Source organism: Clostridium mucosae (assembly GCF_024622765.1).
In the GTDB taxonomy this organism is placed as follows: domain Bacteria; phylum Bacillota; class Clostridia; order Clostridiales; family Clostridiaceae; genus Clostridium.
In genome coordinates this window covers 25,805-49,907 of sequence record NZ_JANKAF010000003.1, presented here as the reverse complement: position 1 = coordinate 49,907, position 24,103 = coordinate 25,805, and the positions used below count along the sequence as shown (strand labels likewise).

Here is a 24,103-nt window from a genome sequence, read left to right as displayed (position 1 = left end):
CTAAGATTTTTATCATTATATTATTTTGCTAATTCATAAATTGCTCTTGCATATGCTTCTATACATTTCTTAAGTTGACTTACTTCTATATACTCATTTTTTTGATGAGCTAAATCAGGATCTCCTTCATTAAGAGGCCCGAAGGCTACTGTATTTGGCATTAATTTAGCATAAGTTCCTCCACCTGAGGCTAAAAGTTTAGCTTCTTTCTTAAATGTTTCCTCATAAGCTTTCTTTAAACATTTTATAAGACTATGATCTTTTGGAAAATGTAATGGATAATTATGATTTCCCATTACAAAATTTAATGTACTTAAATCTAATTTTTCTTCTACTTTTTTAACTATTTCCTTAAAATCAATAGTTACTGGATATCTTACATTAAATCTCATTCTTATCTCTTCAGAATCTCCATTAACAATACCTAAATTCATAGTTAATTTTCCTGATTCTTCATCTTCAAAATTAATTTCTAAATTTTCTCCATTATAGCCTCTTCCAATAAGATTATTAAAATCCTTTAAAAAGGTTGTAAAATCATCATTAAAGTTCAAAGTCTTATATAAATACTCCATCATCTTGCATACTGCATTGTCTCCTTCTTCTGGAGTGCTAGCATGAGCAGATTTTCCAAAAGCCTTTACTAATATTGAATTTTCATTTTCTAGAGTTTCAATATTATATGCCTTATTCAAATCTAAATTATTGAAATTATTTAAAAAGCTTCTATCTTTAAATGATACTTTAATTTCACAAATATCTGGGACTATGTTAGACTTTTTACCACCTTTAATATATTCAATTTTGTATTCTTCACTAGGACATACTTTATGAGTAAGCTCAAAAGTTAATATTCCTTTTTCTGAAGTAACTATTGGAAAGTATGCATCTGGTGTAAAACATAATATTGGTGGCTTTTCTCTTTCTAAGTAGTAATCTATATCCTCAGTTCCTGATTCCTCATTAGTTCCAAATATAATTCTAACATTCTTAGATAACTTAATATCTGAATCCTTCAACAGCTTTAATGCATATAATGAAGCAAATAGTGGCCCCTTATCATCTAATGCTCCTCTTGCATATAACTTTCCTTCCCTTATTACAGGATTAAAAGGATCTGTATTCCATCCATCTCCAACAGGAACTACATCGATATGTCCAAGTACACCTACATAATCTTTACTATCTTCATTTTTATATTCAGCATATCCAATGTAATTATCTAAGTTTGTAGTGTTAAAGCCATAACTTTTACATATATCTAATATACATTCTAATCCTGATTTTATGCCACTCCCAAAAGGAGCATCATCTTGTTTTTCAGTTTTAACTGTGTTTATTTTAAGTATTCTAAATAAATCATTAAAAAATTCATCTTCTAACTTTAGATTATTGAATAAATCCATACTTATTACCTCACTTTTATATTATAGTGAGAAATCAAAATCATCATCATCTTCTTCAGCTTCTTTTACTTCTAATTCATATTGCTTCTTATCCATCATCTTAATAAATGGATACCATATTCCCATAACAACAAACATATCAAATAATTGTAATAATGCACCTCTTATACTTCCAGTAATTAAGTATCCTTGAATTATTGGAGGAGTTGTCCAAGGTAAGTAAATTCCGTTTGGTTTTGGTACTATTCCAGTACTCATTGCAAAGTAATTTATGCAAATAAGAACTACTGGTGCTACTATTAATGGAATAAATGCAATTGGATTTAAAACCATAGGTAATCCAAACATAATTGGCTCATTAATATTGAATATACCTGGTACTGTTGATAACTTACCAATTTCCTTGTATTGCTTTGATCTAGCTCTTAATGCTAAGAATATACAAACAGCAAGTGTTGCTCCTATTCCTCCCATGTAAACTAAATCATAGAATTGTTCAGTTAAAATATGTGGTGGTTGAAGTCCTGCTTGAATTGCAGCCATATTTTCTTCTTGTAATTGTAACCAGAACGGTCTTACAACACCATTTAATGTTGAAGTTGCATTAACTCCTAAGAACCAGAATAAAGTAGATAGTACTGCTAATCCTATAGCTCCAAATATATTATTCCCAACTAAAGCTTGCGCTGGAGCTGCTATCATTGTATAAATCATATCGAATATTGAACCATATGAAGTTATTTGGAATAATGTACGAACTACTAGCATTAATGTAATAATAACGAATCCAGGGATAAGTGCTGAGAATGCTTTTGAAACTGCTTCTGGAACACTTGGAGGCATCTTAATTGAAATATTTTTCTTTACAAATATATTAAATATTTCTGTAACTACGATACCTACAAATATAGCAACTATAATACCTTTAGCTCCTACCCAGTTGCCCATTTCAATCATTCTTCCTACATAGTGAGAAGTTCCTTCTATTTCAATATACTTATCAAATGGCATTAATATAATGAAACTTGCTATACTTATTAAAGATACTGTAAACGCATCTATTCTATATCTCTTTGATAAGTTATATGCTATAGCACCTGCTATATAAACAGCCATAAAATCAAAAGTTACTCTTACTGGAGTTTTAATTAGTTGATAGAAACCTTCTCCAAAAAGTTTCACTTGTAAATCTTCCCATCCCGGTATAGGGAAATCTGCAATTATCATAAATACAGATCCTATTATTAAGAAAGTCATTATTGTTGCAAAAGAATCACGGACAGCTCTTAAATGTCTTTGTGCAGATATCTTTTGAGCTATAGGAATAACTTTTTCTTCTAACATTGCTTCAAACTTATTCATTTTATACCCTCTTTTCTTTATTAATCTTATTGATTAGCTTTTATCATTTTTATTGCTTGCTTTAATACCTTTTCACCATTCATTGTTCCATAATCAGCAGCGTTTATAACATCTACTGGAACTTTTTTTTCTTTACAAAGTCCTTCTATATCTTTTAGTAAAAATTTTACTTGTGGCCCTAAAAGAACACAATCTACTTGTTTTTCATTTAATGTTTCAAAAGATTTTGCAAAAGGAAGCGCTTCTATGTTAACATTTACATTATGCTTAGTAGCAACCTCTCTCATTTTTGTTACTAATAAGCTTGTTGACATTCCTGCGTCACAGAATAAAAATATGTTTTTCATAATAATTCCTCCTAAATAAATTTAATTTATTAATTGTACAATTATACTAAGCAAGTTTTATACCAACTTTTTAATAATTCTCTAATCTCTTTATTTTATTGATATTTTTCTAATATATTAGGGGTATAAATTTATAGTTCTTTTTAGTGTATCGTATATAAACACACTCATTTTATAATTTTTTCTTTAATTTATACTAGTGTATCATTTTTTAAATTTATATATACAATAACCATTATAAAAGAATACAATCAGAAGATTTATCTCAGGATATATATTATTAGCTTTTGTAATAAAAAAATATAGCCTTAATCATTCTTAAAATTTCCTGCTGCATTGCAAGTTAATCTATAGAACATATTAAAGGCTATATTCATAATTTATTATTTTATTTTTAAATTTATATCTCTGCCTTCACTTATGTAGTACATATCATTTTAGAACTTAGTATTATTTTACTTAATATTATATAATATGTCTACTTATCTTATACTAATTATTATATTGAATAATATTCTAACAAACTATATTTTTTATAATAATCTTATAATAAAGCATCTTGAGATAACTTTTTATATCTTTCATATCTTTCTTTAGCATCTTCTTCTGTTTTAGCAAATAATTCTTCTGCTATTTCAGGGAAAGCTTTTGCTAATGAAGCATATCTTACTTCTCCCATTAAGAACTCTTTAAGACTGCTATTTGGCTCTTTTGAATCTAAGCTAAATGCATTCTTTCCTGCAACCTTTAGGTCAGGATTGTATCTATATAAATGCCAATATCCAGATTCAACTGCTCTCTTTTCTTCATATGGAGTATTAGACATACCCATCTTTATTCCATGACTTATACAAGTTGAATAAGCTATTATTAATGAAGGTCCATTATAAGCTTCTGCTTCTGCAATTGCTTTAAGTGTTTGATTTAAGTTAGCACCCATACAAACTTGCGCTACATATACATAGCCATAAGTCATTGCCATTAATCCCAAGTCTTTCTTCTTTGTTCTCTTTCCTGTTGCAGCAAATTTTGCTACTGCTGCTTCTGGAGTTGATTTTGATGATTGACCACCTGTATTTGAATATATTTCTGTATCAAATACTAAAACATTAACATTTTCACCTGATGCTAAAACATGATCTAGACCACCATATCCAATATCGTAAGCCCATCCGTCTCCTCCAAATATCCATTGAGATCTATGAACAAAGAATTCTTTATCCTTTAAAATTTCCTTTGCAATTTCAGAATTTTCTTCTTCTAAAACTCTTGTTAAGTTTTCTGCTCTTTGTCTTGTTCCTTCTCCACTATCCTTATGATCTAACCAATCTTTTAATACAGCCTTTGTATTTTCAGGCATATCACTTTCTAATGCAATCTTAATATTATCTGCAACTCTTTCTCTAATTGTTTTAACACCTAAATACATTCCTAAACCATATTCTGCATTGTCTTCAAATAAAGAGTTTGCCCAAGCAGGACCATGACCATCATAATTCGGTCTATAAGCAGTTGCTGCTCCTGATGCTGCCCAAATTGATGAACAACCTGTAGCATTAGCAATCATCATTCTATCTCCAAATAATTGAGTAACAAGTTTAGCATAAGCTGTTTCTCCACAACCTGCACATGCTCCTGAGAATTCAAGTAATGGTTGCTCAAATTGACTTCCCTTAACAGTAGTTTTACTCATAGGATTTGTCTTTTGAGTAACTTCTTCAACAGCATAATTCCAAGCTTCTATTTGATCACTTTGTGTATCCATAGGTTTCATAACCAATGCTTTTCCTGGTGCAGGACAAATTTGAGCACAGTTTCCACATCCAGTACAATCTAAAGGAGTTATTCCTATTGTATATAAATATTCCTTATCTCCCTTAATTCCATTAGCCTTTAAGCTCTTATAGCTGCTTGGTGCATTTTTAACTTCTTGAGGTGTAGCTAAAAATGGTCTTATAACAGCATGTGGACATACAAATGAACATTGGTTACATTGAATACAATTTTCTGGAATCCACTCTGGAACATTAACTGCAATTCCTCTCTTTTCAAAGGCAGTTGTACCAGCCATAAATGTACCATCTTCTGCTCCATATTCTATAAATTTAGATACAGGCAAGTGATTTCCTTCTAATTTGTTTATTGGAATACATATTTCCTCAACAAACTTAGGAACATCCATCTTTTCTTCTAATTTATCATCTTCAGCATTTTTCCATTCTTCAGGTGGATTTATCTTAACTAAAGACTCTATACCTTTATCTATAGCTTCGTAGTTCATGTTTACTACTTTTTCGCCTTTTTTACCATAAGATGTAACAACTGCTTGCTTTAAATATTTAACAGCATCTTCTAGTGGAATTATATTAGCTAGCTTAAAGAAAGCTGATTGCATTATCATATTAATTCTTCCACCAAGACCTATTTGTTGTGCTATTTTTATGGCATTAATAATATAAAAATCTATATTATTTTCTACTATATATCTCTTCATGCTTGCAGGAAGTTTTTCATTTAATTCTTCCTCAGTCCATATTGTATTTAAAACAAAGGTACCATTTTTTCTAAGTCCTTTTAATAAATTGTAATTATACACATAAGATTGATTATGGCATGCTACAAAGTCTGCTTGATCTATCTCATAATGTGATCTTATTGGAGTTTTACCAAATCTTAAGTGTGATACAGTTATTCCTCCTGACTTTTTAGAGTCATAAGCAAAATATCCTTGTGCATACATATTTGTATGGTCACCAATTATCTTAATTGCACTCTTATTTGCACTTACTGTTCCATCTGATCCTAGTCCCCAGAACTTACATGCTGTTGTTCCTTCTTCTGCAACATCAATTTCTTCTTTTGGTGAAATTGATAAATTAGTAACATCATCTTCTATACCAATAGTAAACCTGTTCTTTGGTTTATCTTGACTTAAATTTTCAAATATTGCTGCTATATGTGATGGATATGGATCCTTTGATCCAAGACCAAACCTTCCTCCATATACCTTAGGTGGATTATCCATTTCACTTACTGCTCTAACAACATCTAAATATAATGGTTCTCCAATTGATCCTGGCTCTTTTGTTCTATCTAAAACAGCTATTTTCTTAACAGTCTCTGGTATAACTTTTAATAACTTTTCTATTGAAAATGGTCTATAAAGTCTTACTTTTACAAGCCCAACCCTTTCTCCCTTTTTCCTTAAGTAATCTATAGCTTCTTCTGCAACTTCCATTACAGAACCCATAGCTACAAGTATTCTATCAGCTTGTGGATCTCCATAATAATCAAAGCAATGATATTCTCTTCCTGTAAGCTCTGTAATTTTTGCCATATATCCTTCAACAACTTCTGGAATATCATCATAGTATTTATTTAATGATTCACTTAATTGGAAATATGTATCTGGATTTTGTGATGTTCCTCTTACAACTGGATGATCAGGATTTAATGAATTTTTTCTAAAATCATTAATTGCATCATAATCAACTAGCTTAGCTAATTCTTCATATTCTAAAACTTCTATTTTTTGAATTTCATGAGATATTCTAAATCCATCAAAGAAATTAATAAATGGCATTCTAGCTTTAATTGCAGTTAAGTGTGCAACTGGTGCTAAATCCATAACTTCTTGTACTGATCCTTCAGATAACATAGCAAAACCTGTTTGTCTCGCAGCCATAACATCTTGATGGTCACCAAATATACTTAATGATGATGTAGCTATTGCTCTAGCTGCAACATGTATAACTGCTGGAAGTCTCTCACCCACCATCTTATACATATTAGGAACCATTAATAATAAACCTTGAGATGCTGTAAATGTAGTAGTTAAAGCACCAGCTTGAAGTGACCCGTGTACTGCTCCAGCTGCTCCAGCTTCTGATTGCATTTCCACTATATTAACTGGTTTTCCAAAAATATTTTTTCTTCCTTGTGCTACCCATTCATCCATATGTTCTGCCATAGGTGAAGATGGAGTAATTGGGAAAATTGCACTTACTTCTGTAAAAGCATAGGAAACATATGCAGCAGCAGTATTCCCATCCATTGTTTTTGTTTTTCTCATATCTTTATTAATCCTCCTTATGATTTAAAAATAACTACATTTATAAATTAACTTATAATAATTTAAGTATTTGCATAGACCTTGTCTATTATTCAATATTAAATACATGTATTTAAAATACTATACCAAAATCTTCTTAAATTTAAAAGATAATTATTATTTCTAGATAATTATTAAACTAAATTTCTTTACTTAATCTATAAAAAAATATATGAACTAAATACTTATACCACACTATCTATTTCACTATGATATAAAAATAAGGTAAATCATTTCTATCATGACTTACCTTACTTTTAATATTTATATACTTTTCAATATTTATATACTTTTTAATCTATACTACTATATTTGAATAATTCTCCTACTTTACCACTTTAACTGCTTTTTCATTTCAATCACAAGTATATGTGATTTTTTATCAGCTTTTATTAAAATATCTTCTTCTATTATTTCAAGTGCATCTCTTTCATTTAATTCTACATTATTAATTGTAGAATTTCCTTCTATTTGAACTAAATAAGCCTGTCTATTAGATTCAACTTGAAAATCTATTTCTTTTCCCTTATCTAGTTCTACTACATAAAAATTTGCATCTTGATTAATTTTAATAGCAGCATCTCCATCTTTGCTTGAAACTATATTAAGCCGACCTAAATTACTTTTTCCAATGTTTCTATGGTCCAATTTTCTTAACATAGCAATTGCTCTATATTTTCTCCATTATTTTTTATTTTAGATATTCTATTTGATTAATAAATCTACCTTCTGATCTAAAATTTGAATTCCCATATATTTACAATAAATTTTATCTAGAGCTAATATTTAAAACTTTTTTATATTCTATCATGCTGTAAAAATACTTATAAGAAAGATTTTTTAGTTCAAGATTTATTTCTAATTTATATTTATTCATTTCTTCAATTGTTCTTTTTAATATTTCTATTCCTACATAATCAATATCCTTATTTCTAAAATATGCTAATGTTATATGCGGAGTTAATGGATAGTCTAATTTTTTTACTTCTTCAAATTTATTATATAAGTATATCAGTCTATTATAATTATCATCATCAATAGGTTCTAGGCCTAATACTATGCTAGTATTTACAAGATTAAAAACATAACTTTTCTTCATTTTAATAGCTTCTTGTTGATTTATATTAGAAAGTCTATGAAAAATATTATTCATTTTATTTCTATTTTTAATAATAGTATCCTCTATAACTTTATAATTACTATTATTATTTAGATCATGTAAAGTCATATGTAAAGTAGCAATAGGCAACCTTTCTGATAAATACTTATTGCAATTACTATATAGAATATCTTGTAACATTGATATAAGTTTTTTTTCATTTTCACTTAATTCAAACACTACAGTATCACCATAAAAATCTTTTATGCTTCCATCAAAATTCACTTTATCTGCTACCCCTGAATTAACTACAAGTTCTTGCAAATTATCTAGAATAGATATTTTCTCAAAAGAATATATTCTATTTTTAAATTCTATAAAACTTTCCATACAATCAATTCCTTTCTCATTAATTTCCAACACTTTCAAATCTCTTTAATCCATAATTCCAAAATAGATAACTTGTGAGAGAAGTAATTATACAAATCATTATATATATTATTTCATTTTCTATTTTATGTAAATATTGCAATCAACCAATTTTTTTTACTGTTCTTTGTATTCATATATATATAATCCAAATATATATATTGTAAAACCTCATATTTCACCACTCCAATATTGTAAAGTTAAGACGCTATTAAGGTTTAATCAACAAACATCATTACCTAAAAATATTTAGATTCAACAAATATTCTCGTTCTACTAAATAAATCTAATATTTAGATTTTATATAAAAAAAGTAGGAGATAATTCTCCTACTTTACCACTTTAACTGCTTTTTCATTTCAATCACAAGTATATGTGATTTTTTATCGGCCTTGATTAAAATATCTTCTTCTATTATTTCAAGTGCATCTCTTTCATTTAATTCTACATTATTAATTGTAGAATTTCCTTCTATTTGAACTAAATAAGCCTGTCTATTGTGACCAACTTGAAAATCTATTTCTTTTCCCTTATCTAGTTCTACTACATAAAAATTTGCATCTTGATTAATTTTAATAGCAGCATCTCCATCTTTGCTTGAAACTATATTAAGCCATTTATTTTTTCTATCGTCCCAATTGAATCTATAATCCCCATATGCTGGCTTATATCCTTTTTTATCTGGAATAACCCATATTTGTAACAACCTAGCAGTACTATCCCCTAAATTATATTCACTATGATATACTCCCGTTCCTGCACTCATGTATTGAACATGACCTCTAGAGATAGTATTTTTATTTCCCATTGTATCTCCATGAGTTAATTCTCCCTCAACTACATAAGATACTCGTTTAAGTAAAAGCAATTATCTCTCATTTACTCTGTTTTTCTTAGTTTTTCATTTTTTCTATATATGCCATTTTTACTTATTGATGATTTTCTTAAAAGAATATTCTTCTTCTACTAATTTTAGACACGACTAACAGACCTTTATATTGTGCATTTTTTTATAAAAAAAGATGTAAAGGTCTATTATTAATTCTTATTGATTAATAATGTACGCTTTACATCTTTTCATTTTTATAGGTGTTCAAGACACTCGTTTGCCGAGTAATGTTGAATTTACTTCTCTAAAATTACTGTTCCTCATAACACCTTGGAATAATGCGATTTATTCTATCTCTCCGAGTCTATGCTCTAAGTATCTTATTCTATCTGCATTACATTATTAATTATATTGTATTTTTCTATACTAATCAATTCTTTCTATTAAATTTTTTTCATCTTATAGTTTCATTATCATATATAGTATTATATATATATTTAATATTTAGCATTAGTGTATATTTTTTTATCTCTCAGCTATTGATTATACTTACTTTCTATTAAATTACTTCAATACCATTTCAATACTTTTTCAATACTATTAACCAAATAACTCTTGAATTTCTTCTTCTGTAACAGTCCACTTTTTCTTTTCACCTATATATTCTGAAATAAACATCTCCTTATTACATTTATTAAAATCAAAGGCTCTAAGTAGTTCTTTTCTATTATAACCTGTCCCAGTTTTTAACATTCCATACAATACCCTTAAAAATTTACAAGCAATAGCCACAAGCATTTCTTTATTAGAATTAGGATTTCTTCTATTATAGGACTTATAATAACAATATACTTTTCTCCAATCTTCATTTCTACCCACTAAATTCATTGCTATATGATATAATGCTTTTCTCCCTAACTTATTCCCTGCCTTAGTAATTTTAGGTTTTGTAATTTCATTTTTACCATAACTCTCGCTTTTTATTCCTAATCCCATATATGATTGTAGCGATCTTGCGTCATCAAAGTTCTCTATAGCTCCTATCTCTGCTAGAAGTGTGCTTAAATCACCAATTCCAAGACCCTTAATTTCAGTAATTTCATCATATATATCTATAGTTTCTTTCATAAGCTTATCTATAGATTTATTAATATTCTTTAACTGCTCTTCTAACATTTCATTTTGCATTAAATAAATTTTTAATTCTTCCCTATCCCCCATATTAATTTCTATAGTGTCCTCATATAACTCTTTACATAACTTTAAATATTCATTAACTGTTCTATATGATACTCTTTTATTTCTTTCATCTCTTCTTAAAATTTCTTTAACTTCTTCTATATCTTTATCTATAATATCTCTTGGAGAAGGAAATTCTCTAAGTATAGCTAATCCAGTTCTACAGCATATATCCTTAAAGTTCATTAAATATATTGGATTATTTACATCTAGCCAAGCTCTTAATCTATTTTTATTTTGAGTATTAGTCTTAGTGTAATCTTCTTTACATCTTGTTAATCTCTTTAGTGAAGCATAATTTTTATTTTTTTCTTTTATTTCAAAATAGTCATCATCTTTTACTACTAATCCAATACAATGAGAATCTATAGAGTCATTTTTTCCTTTTTGAGAATATTTAGCTTCTCTTTTTAATTTAACAAGCCTATTCTTTACCATAACCACATCATAATTTCTTTTGCTAAAAAAATTGTGAAAATTTTGCCAATAATGACCTGTTGATTCTATACCTAATATAAATTCTTCTCGATTTATATTCTCTTCTTTTTCGTAATATTCTAATATATCTAACAACTTATAGAAACCATATATATTATTCTTAATTTTAATTCTTTTTCTTATTTCTTCTTTGCTATTTTCTATTAAAAAAGCAACCCAATTTTCTTCCTTTCCTATATCTATTCCTACAAAAAATTTCTTATCATTTCTATTCATAAAAACACTCTCCTTAATATTACTCGCTATATAAAACCTGTATTATAAAGTTAGTATTAAAAGTATTATTTCAATACTTTTTCAATACTTTTCTTTCAATACCAAGATTTTCTCAAAAAAATTAATTAGAATAATAGCATAAAGTTTTTATTAAATCTCTATTAATCTTCTAAATCCTTCTATTTTTTGCCTAAATTTAGGTAAATATAACTCTTGAATTCTTATATATCTATATTAAAAAGATTCCTTAATACAAAGCATCTAAAAATTTGTTAGTTTTCATTAAATACCAAATAAGATAAAAGTCCCTAAAGGACTTTTTAATTAAGTTTGTTTTTTTGTGGCACAAGCCTATCACACTCCAAGTTTACTTATCAAAAACCATAAAAACTTTTTATCAGCAGATCCAGTAGGTATGCAGCTAAAAACTTTTTATATACCTTCGGTTTTTTGACAAGCACTTTCCATGTGTAGTCTTTGGCTCAACAAAAAAACAACAACGCCGAGGTGCTAACCGAGAGTTTTAAAACAAAATGAAAGGATTTGATTATATGAAAGATTTTAAAATTTTCTTATCAGCTACTGATAAAAAGATAGCTGATAAATCAAGACTTAGAATTGACCTATTGGGAGATATGAAAATTAAAAATGTTAATGAGTTGAAAGATTTTAATATTGTCTATTATTCAAAAGGACATAATGATTTTGTTTCAATAAAAGGTCAAAAGATACCTCGTAAGGTTAGATATATACAAGTTTTTAAAAAGTAATTAATGAGTGTCCCCTGGGGACACCACAATATAAATACATAATCAATAAAAAATATTTTAAAGAAAGAAGGAATTAACTATGAAAAAAATATCAATTATGAACATAAAGGGAGGAGTTGCTAAAACTACTTCAACTGCTAATCTAGGAGCTTGTTTAAGTCAAAAAGGATATAAAGTTTTACTAATAGATTTAGACCCTCAATCAAACTTAACAAAATTATTTAAAACATATAGTATGGAAGATTTACAAATATCAAATGTTTTACTTGATAAAAGTTTAGATATACATAAAGTAATTAAAAAAACTGATTTTGAAAATATAGATATAATACCTGCAAACATAAATTTAATTTTTACAGAAAGAAATATCCTTGTTGATAATACTAGAAGTCAACAAAATAGATTGTCTAAGGCTCTATCAAAAGTTAATGAAAAATATGACTACTGTTTAATAGATTGTCCTCCAAGTTTAAATATAATTACTGTCAATGCTCTATGTGCTTCTGATGAAATATTTGTACCTATTAAAATTGATAAATTTGCTTTAGATGGTCTTGAATATTTACTTGAACGTATTGAAGAAATAAAAGATGAATTTAATCCTAACCTTAATTTCAAAGGTTGTTTTATAACAATGGATAGTGCTACTACCGTAAACAAACTTATAAAACAAGAACTTAAAAATCTATTAGGTGACAAACTATTTAATACTACTATTAAGCAAAATGTAAAAGTAATAGAAAGTACCTTTGAAGAATGTCCGGTAGTATTTAGTAATAAAAAAGCTAGGGCTAGTATTAACTATAAAGAACTTTGTAAAGAAGTCTTTTAAAAAGTAAATATGGTGTCCCCCGGGGACACCACCTAATACATAATAAATCTAATATGATATTTTAACAAAAAAATTAAGAAAGTAGGTTTTTAATATGAGTAAGAAATTTTCAATAAGCGAAGGAATGTTAAACGGAATAAGCAAGAATATAGAAAAATCTAATACACTTGAAGCTAAAAATAATTTTAAGGTTGAATACATAGATATAAAAGATATTAAAAGAAATGAAAAAAACTTCTATGAAATAGTAAATGTAGATGAATTAGCCGAGGATATTAAAATGAATGGATTAAATCATAACTTAGTAGTTAGAAAACTTGAAAATGGTACATATGAACTTATTAGTGGTGAAAGAAGATATACTGCTCTTAATAAATTAGTTCAAGAAGGTAATAACCTATTCGCTCTTGTTCCTTGTAAGGTTATTAAAGCTAATGACATTGACGCAGAAATAATCTTAATACAAGCTAATGCACAAACTAGAGAATTAAGTGATTTAGAAAAGCTTGAACAAGTAAGAAGACTTAAAGAATTATATACTACTAAAAAAGCTAATGGTGAAAATATTCCTGGAAGAATTAGAAATCTAATTGCTAATGACTTAAATTTATCAGCAACACAAGTTAGTAGATATGAAAGTATTAATAATAATCTTATTCCAGAATTAAAAGAAATACTTGAAAATGGTAACTTAACTATTGCTAATGCTAGTGAATTTTCTACTTTAAGCGAAGATAATCAAAAAGTAATCTTAGATATTATAAATAATAAGGTTGAACTTAATAAAAAAGAAGCTATTGACTTAAAAAATAGACTAAAACAAATTGAAGAAGAAAAAGAAATAGAATTTAAAAATAAACAAGCTATCATCGAAGAAAATGCTAGACTTAAAGCTAAAGTTAATGAAAATAATGTTAAAAATGAAGAAGAAATTAAACAAATTGAAGGTCAACTAAGAATTGAAGTAAAACAAGAACTTAATAACAAATATGGTTGCATTATTGAAGAAGTTAAAAATCAAGTAAAAGCTAGTAATGAAGAAAAAGAACGTTATAAAAAAGAACTTGAAGAATTAAAAACTAAGACTAAAGCAAAAGATGAAAATTCAGAAGTTCTTAAAGAAAACTACAAATTAATATCTGAATTAAGAAGTATATCTAGTGGATTAATAGCAATATCAAAACAATATAAAAAAATGAACGCTAATAATATAAATATATCTTCTGATATATTAGAAGAACTTAAAAAAGCTATGATGGCTACATCTATTTTAGATAATATTTCTAATAAATTAAATTAAATAATAACGGTGTCCCCCGGGGGACGCCTTATATAAATAAATTTGAAAGGAGTTTTTTATGCTAAAAGATGATAAACTAATAAAATTAAATAATACTGCAACTTTAAACAATTTAACTGATACTCACATTATTGAATTAAGTGAAGCTTGTAATAAAGAACTTATTAAAACTCAAAAGAAATATTTTGAAGTTTATAAAAGTAATATTTCTATAAAATCTGAAAAGATTTCTAAATAAATAATAATAGGAGATGCAAGTTAATGTTTTATAACACTAAAAAAGAAAATCTTATTTGTCAAAAAGTAATAAAATTAATGGAAAAGAATAATGTTACAAATAAAAATTTAGTCCACATTATAAATAAAAATTCTACTAAAGAAGTTAAATCAATCTGCACTATAACATTAGATAGAATAAATGAAATAGTTCAAGGAAGTACACCTTCATTAATTGAATGTACTCTTATAGGGCAAGCTCTTGGAAAAGATTTAAGCTATTTCCATTATAAATCTTTAAATTTTAATTAATTGGTGTCCCCTGGGGACACCTTAATATAACTTAATATGAAATTATTACGAATTAAATTGGAGGTAAAAAATGAGAGAAATTAAATTTAGAGTTAGAAATTTTGAGACAAATAAATTTGAGGATTTAAGTAATATTATTATAACTATTGATGGAACTGGATTAGAGATATATAAAAATGATGGCATGGTAATTGATAACTATGAAATAAATCAATATACAAACATAAATGATATTAATGGAATTGAGTTATATGAGGGCGATATTGTTAAGTGTAGAGAATGCAATATAACTTGTAAAATAATTTTTTCAGAAGGTGCAATGTATATGCTTGAATGGAATGATAATAAATGGGGCAATAATGAAAAACATTATTATGGTTTAAGAGCATTTACATTAGAGAAAGTAGGAGATATATACAATAATTCGGATTTATTATTTTAATACGCAATTCAAAACTATTAGAAGTCTGAAATTATTGCGAAAGAAGGTAGAGAGAATATGAAGGAACAATTATTTGAGGTTATTGTGGGTAATGATAAAGTTAAAATTATATGTAGGCAAATAAATGGATTATTTCAAGATATAAATACTAATTGTGTCTACGGTAGTTCTGTTGTTAGTTACAAGGAAATAAAGTAGCGAACAATTCAATAATATAGTTCATGGTATAAATATACTACGAATTAAAGAAAGGAAGAGTATAAATGAAAATAAGATTATGTTATAGAGTAGAAAAGGAAGCGGGATGGGGAGAGGATGAATATGGAAATCCAACAGAGGTTTATAGTTGTGTTACATTAGATTGGAAAACCTATAACGTTCCAAAAGAAGAATACAAAGAGTTGGTTAAAGTAGGGAAGGAATTGACTGCAAAAAGTTTTGATATAAATAAAGAATTAATTACCCCAGTTACATTAAATGAATATTTGGATAACACAGAAAAAATTGAAGATCTGTTGAATTAAATCAAAGTTGTGATATAACTTTACAAGTAATACCGGTTTTAATTATAAATGATATTTAAAGGAGAGATGGATATGAAAAAAATATTATTTTTTAGTTTATTATTAATATGTTTATTATTAAATGGTTGTGATAATACAGTAACTAATGACAATAGTCCTATAAATATACCTATAACCCAAGAATATATTGAAAATACGAAACCATCAGAGTATTATATTGAACCAGTTGATAATTCTACTAAAGAATTATTTGATACTTCATGGGAAATTGAAAAAGCAACTATTATCTTAGGTGATGAACAAATTGAGGTAGAAGTTGAAAATTGGGGAAATTATGATAACTCTATTGTTAAAATAAGAAGTAAAGATGGTAATGTTTATATAACTGATATTAAAAATGTTTTATTAATAGGAAAGTAATTAATGTGTACTTATCTACTTTTTCCTCCTTGCACTATTCCCATCACCCACTTATTAGGTTTCAATAAAATTAGATATTCTTTACTATAAGCATGTACCCGATGGAGTGCTTCCTATTAAGTAAGAAGTCCTTTTTATGGACTTCTTTTTTTATTTGTTTTTTTGAAGCACCAGCCTATCATATATCCATTAAAGTTATAAAGCCATTCCCTAAAAATTTTTGTCAGCCATGATCCTTTGGCATAGCAGCCAAAATTTTTTATTTCATTTTCCTTTACAACTCATTCCTATATGTAGTTCTTGGCTTGTCAAAAAAACAACAACACGAAAGGAATGGTGCTATTTATGAAAGCAAAAATAATTATGACAAAAGGAGTTAATTCTTTAATTGAAAATGGAATTTTTAGTGATAAAGATTTACTTTCAGCTTTAATACAGTTTACTTCTAATGATTGGGGGATTTTATCTGATGAAGATAAGAAATTACAAGATGAGTTATTATTAATTCCTAACTCTGAATATAATGAGAGATTTATGGGCGTATATATGATACATAACATTAAAATTTGGTTCTTTAGAGAATATGATTACTCTATTGATACTTTCCTAACTACTATATTACTTCCCGAAGAATATTAAAATCGTTGTCCCCCGAGGACATCTTAATAATTATATCTCTTGAAATCCATACTCTATTTAAACTATAATAAGAAAGACAAGTATAATTTATACTTGTCTTAAAAAATCATTTTTTCAACTTTGGTTTTTTAGGGATATTTACTCCAAACACTTATTCGTAGTTGGAATTAGTGTTTTTCATTGATATTTTTATCTTTAATTCCTTCTAAGGTGTCCCCAGGGGACACCTTTTTTATGTGCTAATTCAATATTATTTTTTCTTTTTACATTTTTAGCAAATAGAATAATATATAAAAGAACTTCTTCTTAACTTAGTCCTTGCACATCTAACATCTCTTTTTAATTCCTCTATCACAATATGACATTTAGGACATATGTATCTATCTATTACTGTTTCTGACTCTTTATCATATTTATATGGTGGTATCATAATTTTTTGGATCCACTTCCCTCCTTCTATATATAATTATAAATTATCATATTTAATTTGTTAAATATCTATTAATTTCCCCTTCGCTCGTTTTACAATTTTCGCATTTTTCATTTCACTTTTACTATAAACCAAAGCAATTATATAAAGCTAGTTTTCTAGCTTTATTCACTCGCTCTCCCCCTAAGTGGAAAATTTAAAATAAAAAATTTAACTCCACTTAAAAGGAAGAACAATAATATTATTCTCACAGAAACTCTGCTATATCGGTCAAACTCGCTTAGGTCTAGTTTTATCAAGTATACTACCATGTAACTCCCAATATACCCCTAGGAGCAAATATCAAACTCCTCTAGTACAGGCACTCCACTTCTAATACTTCTTATAAAAGGTTGTCTAAGATTTTAGCCTTACCCATCTAACGGAGATATTATCGGTGGTGAGCCGATTAGTTTTTTATAGTGTTATTCCTTTAACCACTTACCTTGTACGGTTTTTTCCATTATAAAAGATCTCCACTTGAGTAACCTCATTATTTGTTAAAGAAAAAAATAAGCCGTTTATAACAAACGTCTTATTTTTTCTTTAATATTAATATATATTCTTTACTTATCGATTTAACTGACTTATTATCTTTTAATTTTGAAACCTTATTAGGGATTCTCTTCCCTAATATTTTCCTACTAAATTCGTAAATTAATTCAAGATTATATAAATTCGCGAGTTCTTTTATTATTTGATTAAATCTAATTTCATTATTATACACTCTTCTATTTCCTACTGTTAAAACCATATATCCATTTATATTCAATACTCTAGCCATTTGCTCAATTATCTTGTTAAAATCCATTATAAATGAAGCTACCTTTCTAGCCTTTTCTTTTTCTCCACTTTCAATAAGCGTAATATAAATATAGTTAAGAGTTTCACTATGCTTTAAAATATTACTATCAACAATTATATTTTCCGAATATCTTTTCCCACCTAAACTAGACGAGTCTATTCTACTATCTATATCAATCATAAAATTATCAACTTCATCCGATATATCTTCTTTATCAATCCATCTTAATGGTAATACTGAAAACTGTCCATAAGTAACAGTAGTTTGATTATCTCCATACGGCGGAGATGTTATAATTAAATCTATAGAATTATCTCTAAATTTATTTTGTATTACCTCTATTGAATCTCCTAAAAACACCTTTCTTTTCTTATCATATTCATATAGGTTAGTATTACTATATTTTAAGTTTTTATTTATGCTAACATACTTGCGTAATCTATCAATATTTTCATCAACTATTTTTTTATAATTTTTAATAACATCAAATTGAAAATTATCAATTTCCTCTTTTGATTTCATATGAAGTTTAAACGTAGAATTTTTAGAGTTATTGCATATTCTACTAATTTCCGCTAAACATATCCAAAAAAAACATCTAACTTCTCTGTCATCAATCACCTTTATTCCAGCTGAAATCTCACTTAAATATTTTGCAATATCTTGTCTATACCATTTATCTCTATTCTTAAATTTTTTAATTTCAATTTTTTTTTGTTTTGCATCTAAATATTTATATATATCCTCTTTATATTTATCTAATGCTTCCACTATAGAAGGATTTATTTTAAAGTTACACAATAAATATGACAAAGGATTTATATCAATCCCATAAACATTTAACCCATTTATCATGCCTTCAACAAGCACTGTTCCTGATCCCATAAATGGGTCTAATAAATTTTCTATATTCGGATTTAATCTTAATATAGAACTCAATATTTCTGATTGCATCATCGGTACCATTGTAGCCGGATATGTAAATATCCCATGAATATGTTCCTTTTTTGCTTCCCTAAAATCCCAATAATCTGGATTATCATAAACTAACTTTTCAAAACATTCTACCAAACTACTATCATTTATATCCAACTCTATCCCTCCCTATGTTAATAATATATTATTTCTTTCCACTTGTCCAAGACTTTTAATTTATATATACTTATATTATAAAATATTCTATATATGATAAAATATTCTACAATACTACAAAAATATATGAAGGAGTGTGTTTTATGAATAAAGTTCCAGTTAAACTTGCTCACGAAAAAACTGAAGAAATCTTAGGTATGGTTGGTAGTCCAACTATAGTTATATCTGAAATTATTAAAAATTCAATAGATTCAAATGCTTCAACAATCGATATACTCATCGATACTAAAGATTCTTGCATAACTATTAAAGATAATGGTGATGGCTTTTATGAAGAAGATATTATTAATTTAGGCAATGCAGGATACTCAACAAAAAAATCATCACCTGATAATATCCAAAGGAATAACGGAGATTTTTACGCCGGCAATAAAGGTCTAGGAATTTTATCTGCTTTTTCATTATCTGACTTAGTCAAAATTGAAACAACTAATAAAAAACAATCATTTTTTATTAGTTGGGAAAAAGCTAAAGGTGAACTTACATATACTAAAGCACCTAAAACCACTCAATGTGGTACAACCTTTTTAATAAAAAATATAAAAAAAGAAGATATAAAAGTTTTAACAGATAAAGATGAAATTGCTAAACTAAGACATGTAACTCTATCTCATTTCACTAATACTAATCCAATAAATATTAATTTATTTATTGATAATAAAAAAAATAATGATATTTTATGTTGTAACATAGATGATTTGGATACTCTATTTATTTACAAAGTTGATTTTTCTTTCAAATCTAAAGAAAATATTTTAGAATTTTCTTTTAAAAGAGCCAATCCTCCATTCAAAAAAGGTATTAAAGAAATAAAAACTAATGAACTATATAAAAAGTTAACTATTCCTTTAAATAATACTATTAATTTAGAGAAATTGCTTAATGAAAATTTTAATTTAACCAAATCAATATTTGCCCAAAAAACTTCATTTAATTATTTAGATGCTAATCTAGAAGATTTCTATGGTAGCTTTTTTATAAAAAAAGATAAGGTTCCTAAAGAGTTAAAAACAAAATACAATGACTTTCTTTACGGGGTACGTATTTTTGTAAACAACTTTGCAATGTATTCATACTTAGATCCTGAAAATGATTGGCTTAGTTTGAGTCGTCTTAGTCAAACTAATAAGTTTACTACTTTAATGCTTCATAATGTATTAGGATATATTAATTTTAATAAACTTAATGAACGTACCTCTGCCTTAAAAATAACAAATGAAAGAGCTAACTTCTATGAAGATGCATCATTCAAAAAGTTAATTGAAATAGTTAAATTTATTATAGTTAATATAATTTTTGCAGTAGATGTTGCATATAGAAACAACTATGTACAATATCCTGAAAATCTAATTAATGCCTCTGATTCATCTAAAGATAATGAATCTACTTCTGATTCATCTAAAGATAATGAATCTACTTCTGATTCATCTAAAGATAATGAATCTACTTCTGATTCATCTAAAGATAATGAGTCTACTTCTGATTCATCTAAAGATAATGAATCTACTTCTGATTCATCTAAAGATAATGAGTCTACTTCTGATTCATCTAAAGATAATGAGTCTACTTCTGATTCATCTAAAGATAATGAGTCTACTTCTGATTCATCTAAAGATAATGAATCTACTTCTGATTCATCTAAAGATAATGAATCTACTTCTGATTCATCTAAAGATAATGAGTCTACTTCTGATTCATCTAAAGATAATGAATCTACTTCTGATTCATCTGAAACTCAAATAAAAATGAAAAAAAATAACACTAAATTTTTTAATAAATCAACTATATTAAAATCTGATATTCCACTTTTTATTGAACATAATGAATTAATTGAGCAACTCAAAAAATTGAATTATTCAGATTTTTATTTGCTATATAATATAGCTTTTCGTTCTATATTAGAAGATATATCCAAAAGATATCTTGCCGCATTACAAATAAATCTTTGTGGAGATTTCTCGTTAAATATAAAAAATATGTGTGATAGCATGTTAGAAATACTTAAAAGCAAAAATAAATTAAGTAAAGAAGATAAAAATAAAATAGAATTACTATTTGGAGGATTTAATGCATTAAAAAATTATCTTGAAGTAACTAGTTCTGAGTTTCATAATAATAATACTCCTGGTATTCGTTCAAATCAACTTAACTCAATTACTCACACTCCAAGGTGGACAGACATAAAAAATGCTGAATACATAGCCAATAATATTATTATACCTCTCTATGTTCTTTCAGAAAAAATTATAACCTCGCTTAATCAATAAACTTTTTTATTAAAGCTAAATCTTTAAATAGATTTAGCTTTTCTTGTTTAATATAGATTTTATGACTTTAATATTTCTACTTCATAATATTTAACTTAACAATACTTTATCAAGGCATAAATCATACTTTATGGAGTTCTGAACTATACAAGTATTACTAATTTCTTTTATTTAAATTGTATTCATACTTTAATGTTATCCCTCTATTATTAACGAACTCTTTAATTTATTTCTGTATTCCTTTAATCTTTCATATTCTTTTATTGAAGTTTCATATGCCACTTTATATTCTTCTATTGTTTCCTTGTAACACTTATTTGCAATTACTCTATCATATTCTTTCCTAGCTTTAATCATATTGTTATAAGCATATTTAGTTTTTAATGAATATTCTTCATAGATCGTTGGCTCATATTTATATAATAAATTTTCTATCTTATTCATTTGATTTTCTATTGTAAATGTTCTTTTCTTATCATTACAAACTATTGTAGTTCCATTTAATAAATCTAGTAACTTACTAACTTCTTTTGTAAAATAATAAACTTCTTCTTTTTTAAAGCTTTTTGTTAACTCTCCCACCAATTTTCACTCCTATATAAAAACAAAATCTAGGCTCATTTTTTAAGCCTAGATTTATTAATATTCCTGAATATACCAGGTAATTAAACTTATATAATTCTTATTTAAACTTAGTATTTTCAATACTTCTACTCTAATTCATTTTCTTTATATTTTTCTATTTTTTTATCTTTTTCAGATACAATTTCTTTATGTTCAAACTCTAAATGATTGTCCTTTAAATATGCTTCTACTAATTCATGCAGATAAAAATTATCTCCTATTTTTTCATCAATAAACTCTATTAAATCTACACTTGTTCCTTTATCAATTATAAATTCCTCATTATATTTAATATTTTCATTAAGTGAGAATGTAAATTCTATAGCTTTATTTACTGCACCATTCTCAACCTCCTTCTTAAACTTTTCCATAGTTTCTACTAATGTTAGCTTTTCGCCTTCAATAAATCCTGGAACTTCTGAATACTTTACTTCTACAGTTTTATCCTTAGTATTTTCTATTTCTATACAAGTCATGTTTTCTTGCTCAAACTCTATTGCTTTATCTATTGCATTGTTTAATAATCCATAATCATTATCCATATAATTCTCATATACTTTATCTAATATCTCTAAATCATCTATATTATTTTCAATAGATACCATAGCTCTTATAAAGTCGCCATAATTTTCTTTCATTAAATATTCAATCTTTTCCTTTATTTGATTTAACTCTACTATTCTTTCTGCTTCTACTATTTCTTTATCTGTTAATTTCCAAGCATCATTTTCTCTTACTTGTCCTACTTCATTATTCATAACTTCTTGCTCCTTTATCTCATATAATTTTTTATCATATTCTCTCTCTCCTCTCTTCTCTAAACTATTTTCACTCTCTAATAATAAAGATACTTCTTTATTATTTATTAGAGTTTCTTCTATAACTTCAATGTACTCCTTAACAGTTTCTCTAACTTCATTTACTAACTTTTCTTTATCCTTCAGTTCTACACCTTCAGTCCAAGCTTTTATATATCTAAATGAATACTCTGATGTATCCAATCCGAAATAGCTGCATACTACATATGCGTCCATTTCAGCTTGGAACTCTTTTTCATTTGTAGTATAGTTGTCTCTCGTTTCCATAGTATGAAGCTTCGCATGGGTTAACTCATGAATTAACGTTTTAACATTTTGTAATTTAGTATTTCTAGGATTTAAAGCTACTTCTTTTGTTGCTGGATAACTTACACCTTTTACTGCACCTAATTCATCTTTAGGCTCTATAATTTTAACTCCTATTTTCTTTGCTATATTCTCCATAGCTTTATACATTAACTCATAATTTTTAACTTCTCCATCAAGCCATCTACCAGGAAATATTTTAGGTAAATCTTCTGCTTTTGCATTAGTTTGTGTTACTTCAAAAACATATCCTTGATTAAATATTAATTTCCCTTTTCTAACTTCAATATCTCCTTGCTCTATTAACTTCTTTTCTTCTTTTGATGCATCTTTTAACTTAACTTCTTCTCCTTTTTCGTTAATAAAGTAATCACTTAATCTGTTTGGAACTAAAATTTTAATTCCTTTCTCACCTTTATTAACTGTAAAACCTTTTTCTTTCCAAAAAGCATATGAGCCTACGGCTAATGCTCCACGAAATTGTTCTTGAATTAATGAAGCATTCCTTAGCGAATAGTTATAAAACTTACTCATGTAGTTTAAAAATTCTTTTAAGCTTTCCGGAGTAGTAAAACTATTCTCTATTCCTATATTTGCTTTTTCTATAAGTTCATTAATTCCCTTTTCTTTTTCTTCTTGTGATTTTCTTTTGTATGTTTTTGCCATTCATT

Annotated in this window: 21 protein-coding genes and 2 pseudogenes; 11 read left to right on the top strand and 12 right to left on the bottom strand. The window is 26.9% G+C overall.

Annotated features, from left to right (window positions below; genetic code table 11):
* Positions 1 to 20: 20 nt before the first annotated feature.
* From pepV to NSA50_RS05160, 8 genes and pseudogenes are all read right to left on the bottom strand, one after another.
* Entirely contained in the window at positions 21 to 1,406 is a 1,386-nt protein-coding gene (gene pepV, locus NSA50_RS05195) for a dipeptidase PepV (RefSeq protein WP_195266173.1), read from the bottom strand.
* Positions 1,407 to 1,427: 21 nt separating this feature from the next.
* Positions 1,428 to 2,768 (bottom strand): PTS sugar transporter subunit IIC, encoded by a 1,341-nt coding sequence (locus NSA50_RS05190; RefSeq protein ID WP_257443488.1) that lies wholly within the window; start codon positions 2,766 to 2,768, stop codon positions 1,428 to 1,430.
* A 26-nt stretch (positions 2,769 to 2,794) separates the two neighbouring features.
* Positions 2,795 to 3,115, bottom strand: a complete 321-nt coding sequence (locus tag NSA50_RS05185) for a PTS sugar transporter subunit IIB (RefSeq protein ID WP_207733843.1) — start codon at positions 3,113 to 3,115, stop codon at positions 2,795 to 2,797.
* Positions 3,116 to 3,659: 544 nt separating this feature from the next.
* Complete coding sequence (gene nifJ / locus NSA50_RS05180; protein WP_257443486.1) at positions 3,660 to 7,187, bottom strand: pyruvate:ferredoxin (flavodoxin) oxidoreductase; 3,528 nt, start codon at positions 7,185 to 7,187, stop codon at positions 3,660 to 3,662.
* Positions 7,188 to 7,556: 369 nt separating this feature from the next.
* Positions 7,557 to 7,835, bottom strand: a pseudogene (locus tag NSA50_RS05175) (pirin family protein); the annotation flags it as partial.
* Positions 7,836 to 7,995: 160 nt separating this feature from the next.
* Positions 7,996 to 8,748: a hypothetical protein gene (locus NSA50_RS05170; RefSeq protein WP_257443484.1), complete on the bottom strand. Its 753-nt coding sequence runs from the start codon at positions 8,746 to 8,748 to the stop codon at positions 7,996 to 7,998.
* A gap of 340 nt (positions 8,749 to 9,088) precedes the next feature.
* Positions 9,089 to 9,604, bottom strand: a pseudogene (locus NSA50_RS05165) (pirin family protein); the annotation flags it as partial.
* 579 nt (positions 9,605 to 10,183) lie between these two features.
* Entirely contained in the window at positions 10,184 to 11,536 is a 1,353-nt protein-coding gene (locus NSA50_RS05160) for an IS110 family RNA-guided transposase (protein ID WP_257443482.1), read from the bottom strand.
* A gap of 551 nt (positions 11,537 to 12,087) precedes the next feature.
* On the opposite strand from NSA50_RS05160, the gene NSA50_RS05155 reads away from it, so the two are divergent.
* From NSA50_RS05155 to NSA50_RS05110, 10 genes are all read left to right on the top strand, one after another.
* Positions 12,088 to 12,306, top strand: a complete 219-nt coding sequence (locus tag NSA50_RS05155) for a hypothetical protein (RefSeq protein ID WP_257443480.1) — start codon at positions 12,088 to 12,090, stop codon at positions 12,304 to 12,306.
* Positions 12,307 to 12,385: 79 nt separating this feature from the next.
* Positions 12,386 to 13,138, top strand: a complete 753-nt coding sequence (locus NSA50_RS05150) for a ParA family protein (RefSeq protein WP_257443478.1) — start codon at positions 12,386 to 12,388, stop codon at positions 13,136 to 13,138.
* A gap of 94 nt (positions 13,139 to 13,232) precedes the next feature.
* On the top strand, positions 13,233 to 14,438 hold the full coding sequence (locus NSA50_RS05145) for a ParB/RepB/Spo0J family partition protein (RefSeq protein ID WP_257443476.1): 1,206 nt from the start codon (positions 13,233 to 13,235) through the stop codon (positions 14,436 to 14,438).
* A 58-nt stretch (positions 14,439 to 14,496) separates the two neighbouring features.
* Positions 14,497 to 14,676, top strand: coding sequence for a hypothetical protein (locus tag NSA50_RS05140; RefSeq protein ID WP_257443474.1), 180 nt, complete (start codon positions 14,497 to 14,499; stop codon positions 14,674 to 14,676).
* A gap of 23 nt (positions 14,677 to 14,699) precedes the next feature.
* Positions 14,700 to 14,966, top strand: a complete 267-nt coding sequence (locus tag NSA50_RS05135) for a hypothetical protein (RefSeq protein ID WP_257443472.1) — start codon at positions 14,700 to 14,702, stop codon at positions 14,964 to 14,966.
* Between the two features lie 70 nt (positions 14,967 to 15,036).
* Positions 15,037 to 15,408 (top strand): YopX family protein, encoded by a 372-nt coding sequence (locus NSA50_RS05130; protein WP_257443470.1) that lies wholly within the window; start codon positions 15,037 to 15,039, stop codon positions 15,406 to 15,408.
* A 57-nt stretch (positions 15,409 to 15,465) separates the two neighbouring features.
* Positions 15,466 to 15,606, top strand: coding sequence for a hypothetical protein (locus NSA50_RS05125; RefSeq protein WP_257443468.1), 141 nt, complete (start codon positions 15,466 to 15,468; stop codon positions 15,604 to 15,606).
* 65 nt (positions 15,607 to 15,671) lie between these two features.
* Entirely contained in the window at positions 15,672 to 15,932 is a 261-nt protein-coding gene (locus NSA50_RS05120) for a hypothetical protein (protein WP_257443466.1), read from the top strand.
* Positions 15,933 to 16,004: 72 nt separating this feature from the next.
* Complete coding sequence (locus NSA50_RS05115) at positions 16,005 to 16,352, top strand: hypothetical protein (protein WP_257443464.1); 348 nt, start codon at positions 16,005 to 16,007, stop codon at positions 16,350 to 16,352.
* 345 nt (positions 16,353 to 16,697) lie between these two features.
* Positions 16,698 to 16,991 carry a hypothetical protein gene (locus NSA50_RS05110; protein ID WP_257443462.1) on the top strand — a complete coding sequence of 98 codons (294 nt, stop codon included), beginning with the start codon at positions 16,698 to 16,700 and terminating at the stop codon, positions 16,989 to 16,991.
* A 271-nt stretch (positions 16,992 to 17,262) separates the two neighbouring features.
* Here the strand turns inward: NSA50_RS05110 and NSA50_RS05105 are convergent, their stop codons facing one another.
* Both NSA50_RS05105 and NSA50_RS05100 read right to left on the bottom strand, forming a co-directional pair.
* Entirely contained in the window at positions 17,263 to 17,421 is a 159-nt protein-coding gene (locus NSA50_RS05105; RefSeq protein ID WP_257443460.1) for a hypothetical protein, read from the bottom strand.
* A gap of 574 nt (positions 17,422 to 17,995) precedes the next feature.
* On the bottom strand, positions 17,996 to 19,357 hold the full coding sequence (locus NSA50_RS05100) for a DNA adenine methylase (protein WP_257443458.1): 1,362 nt from the start codon (positions 19,355 to 19,357) through the stop codon (positions 17,996 to 17,998).
* 143 nt (positions 19,358 to 19,500) lie between these two features.
* Between NSA50_RS05100 and NSA50_RS05095 the strand changes: the two genes are divergently transcribed.
* Positions 19,501 to 21,684: an ATP-binding protein gene (locus NSA50_RS05095; protein ID WP_257443457.1), complete on the top strand. Its 2,184-nt coding sequence runs from the start codon at positions 19,501 to 19,503 to the stop codon at positions 21,682 to 21,684.
* Between the two features lie 195 nt (positions 21,685 to 21,879).
* On the opposite strand, the gene NSA50_RS05090 is transcribed toward NSA50_RS05095, so the two are convergent.
* Together NSA50_RS05090 and NSA50_RS05085 are read right to left on the bottom strand one after the other, a co-directional pair.
* Complete coding sequence (locus NSA50_RS05090) at positions 21,880 to 22,266, bottom strand: hypothetical protein (RefSeq protein ID WP_257443455.1); 387 nt, start codon at positions 22,264 to 22,266, stop codon at positions 21,880 to 21,882.
* 128 nt (positions 22,267 to 22,394) lie between these two features.
* Positions 22,395 to 24,098 (bottom strand): ImmA/IrrE family metallo-endopeptidase, encoded by a 1,704-nt coding sequence (locus NSA50_RS05085; protein ID WP_257443453.1) that lies wholly within the window; start codon positions 24,096 to 24,098, stop codon positions 22,395 to 22,397.
* Positions 24,099 to 24,103: the final 5 nt, after the last annotated feature.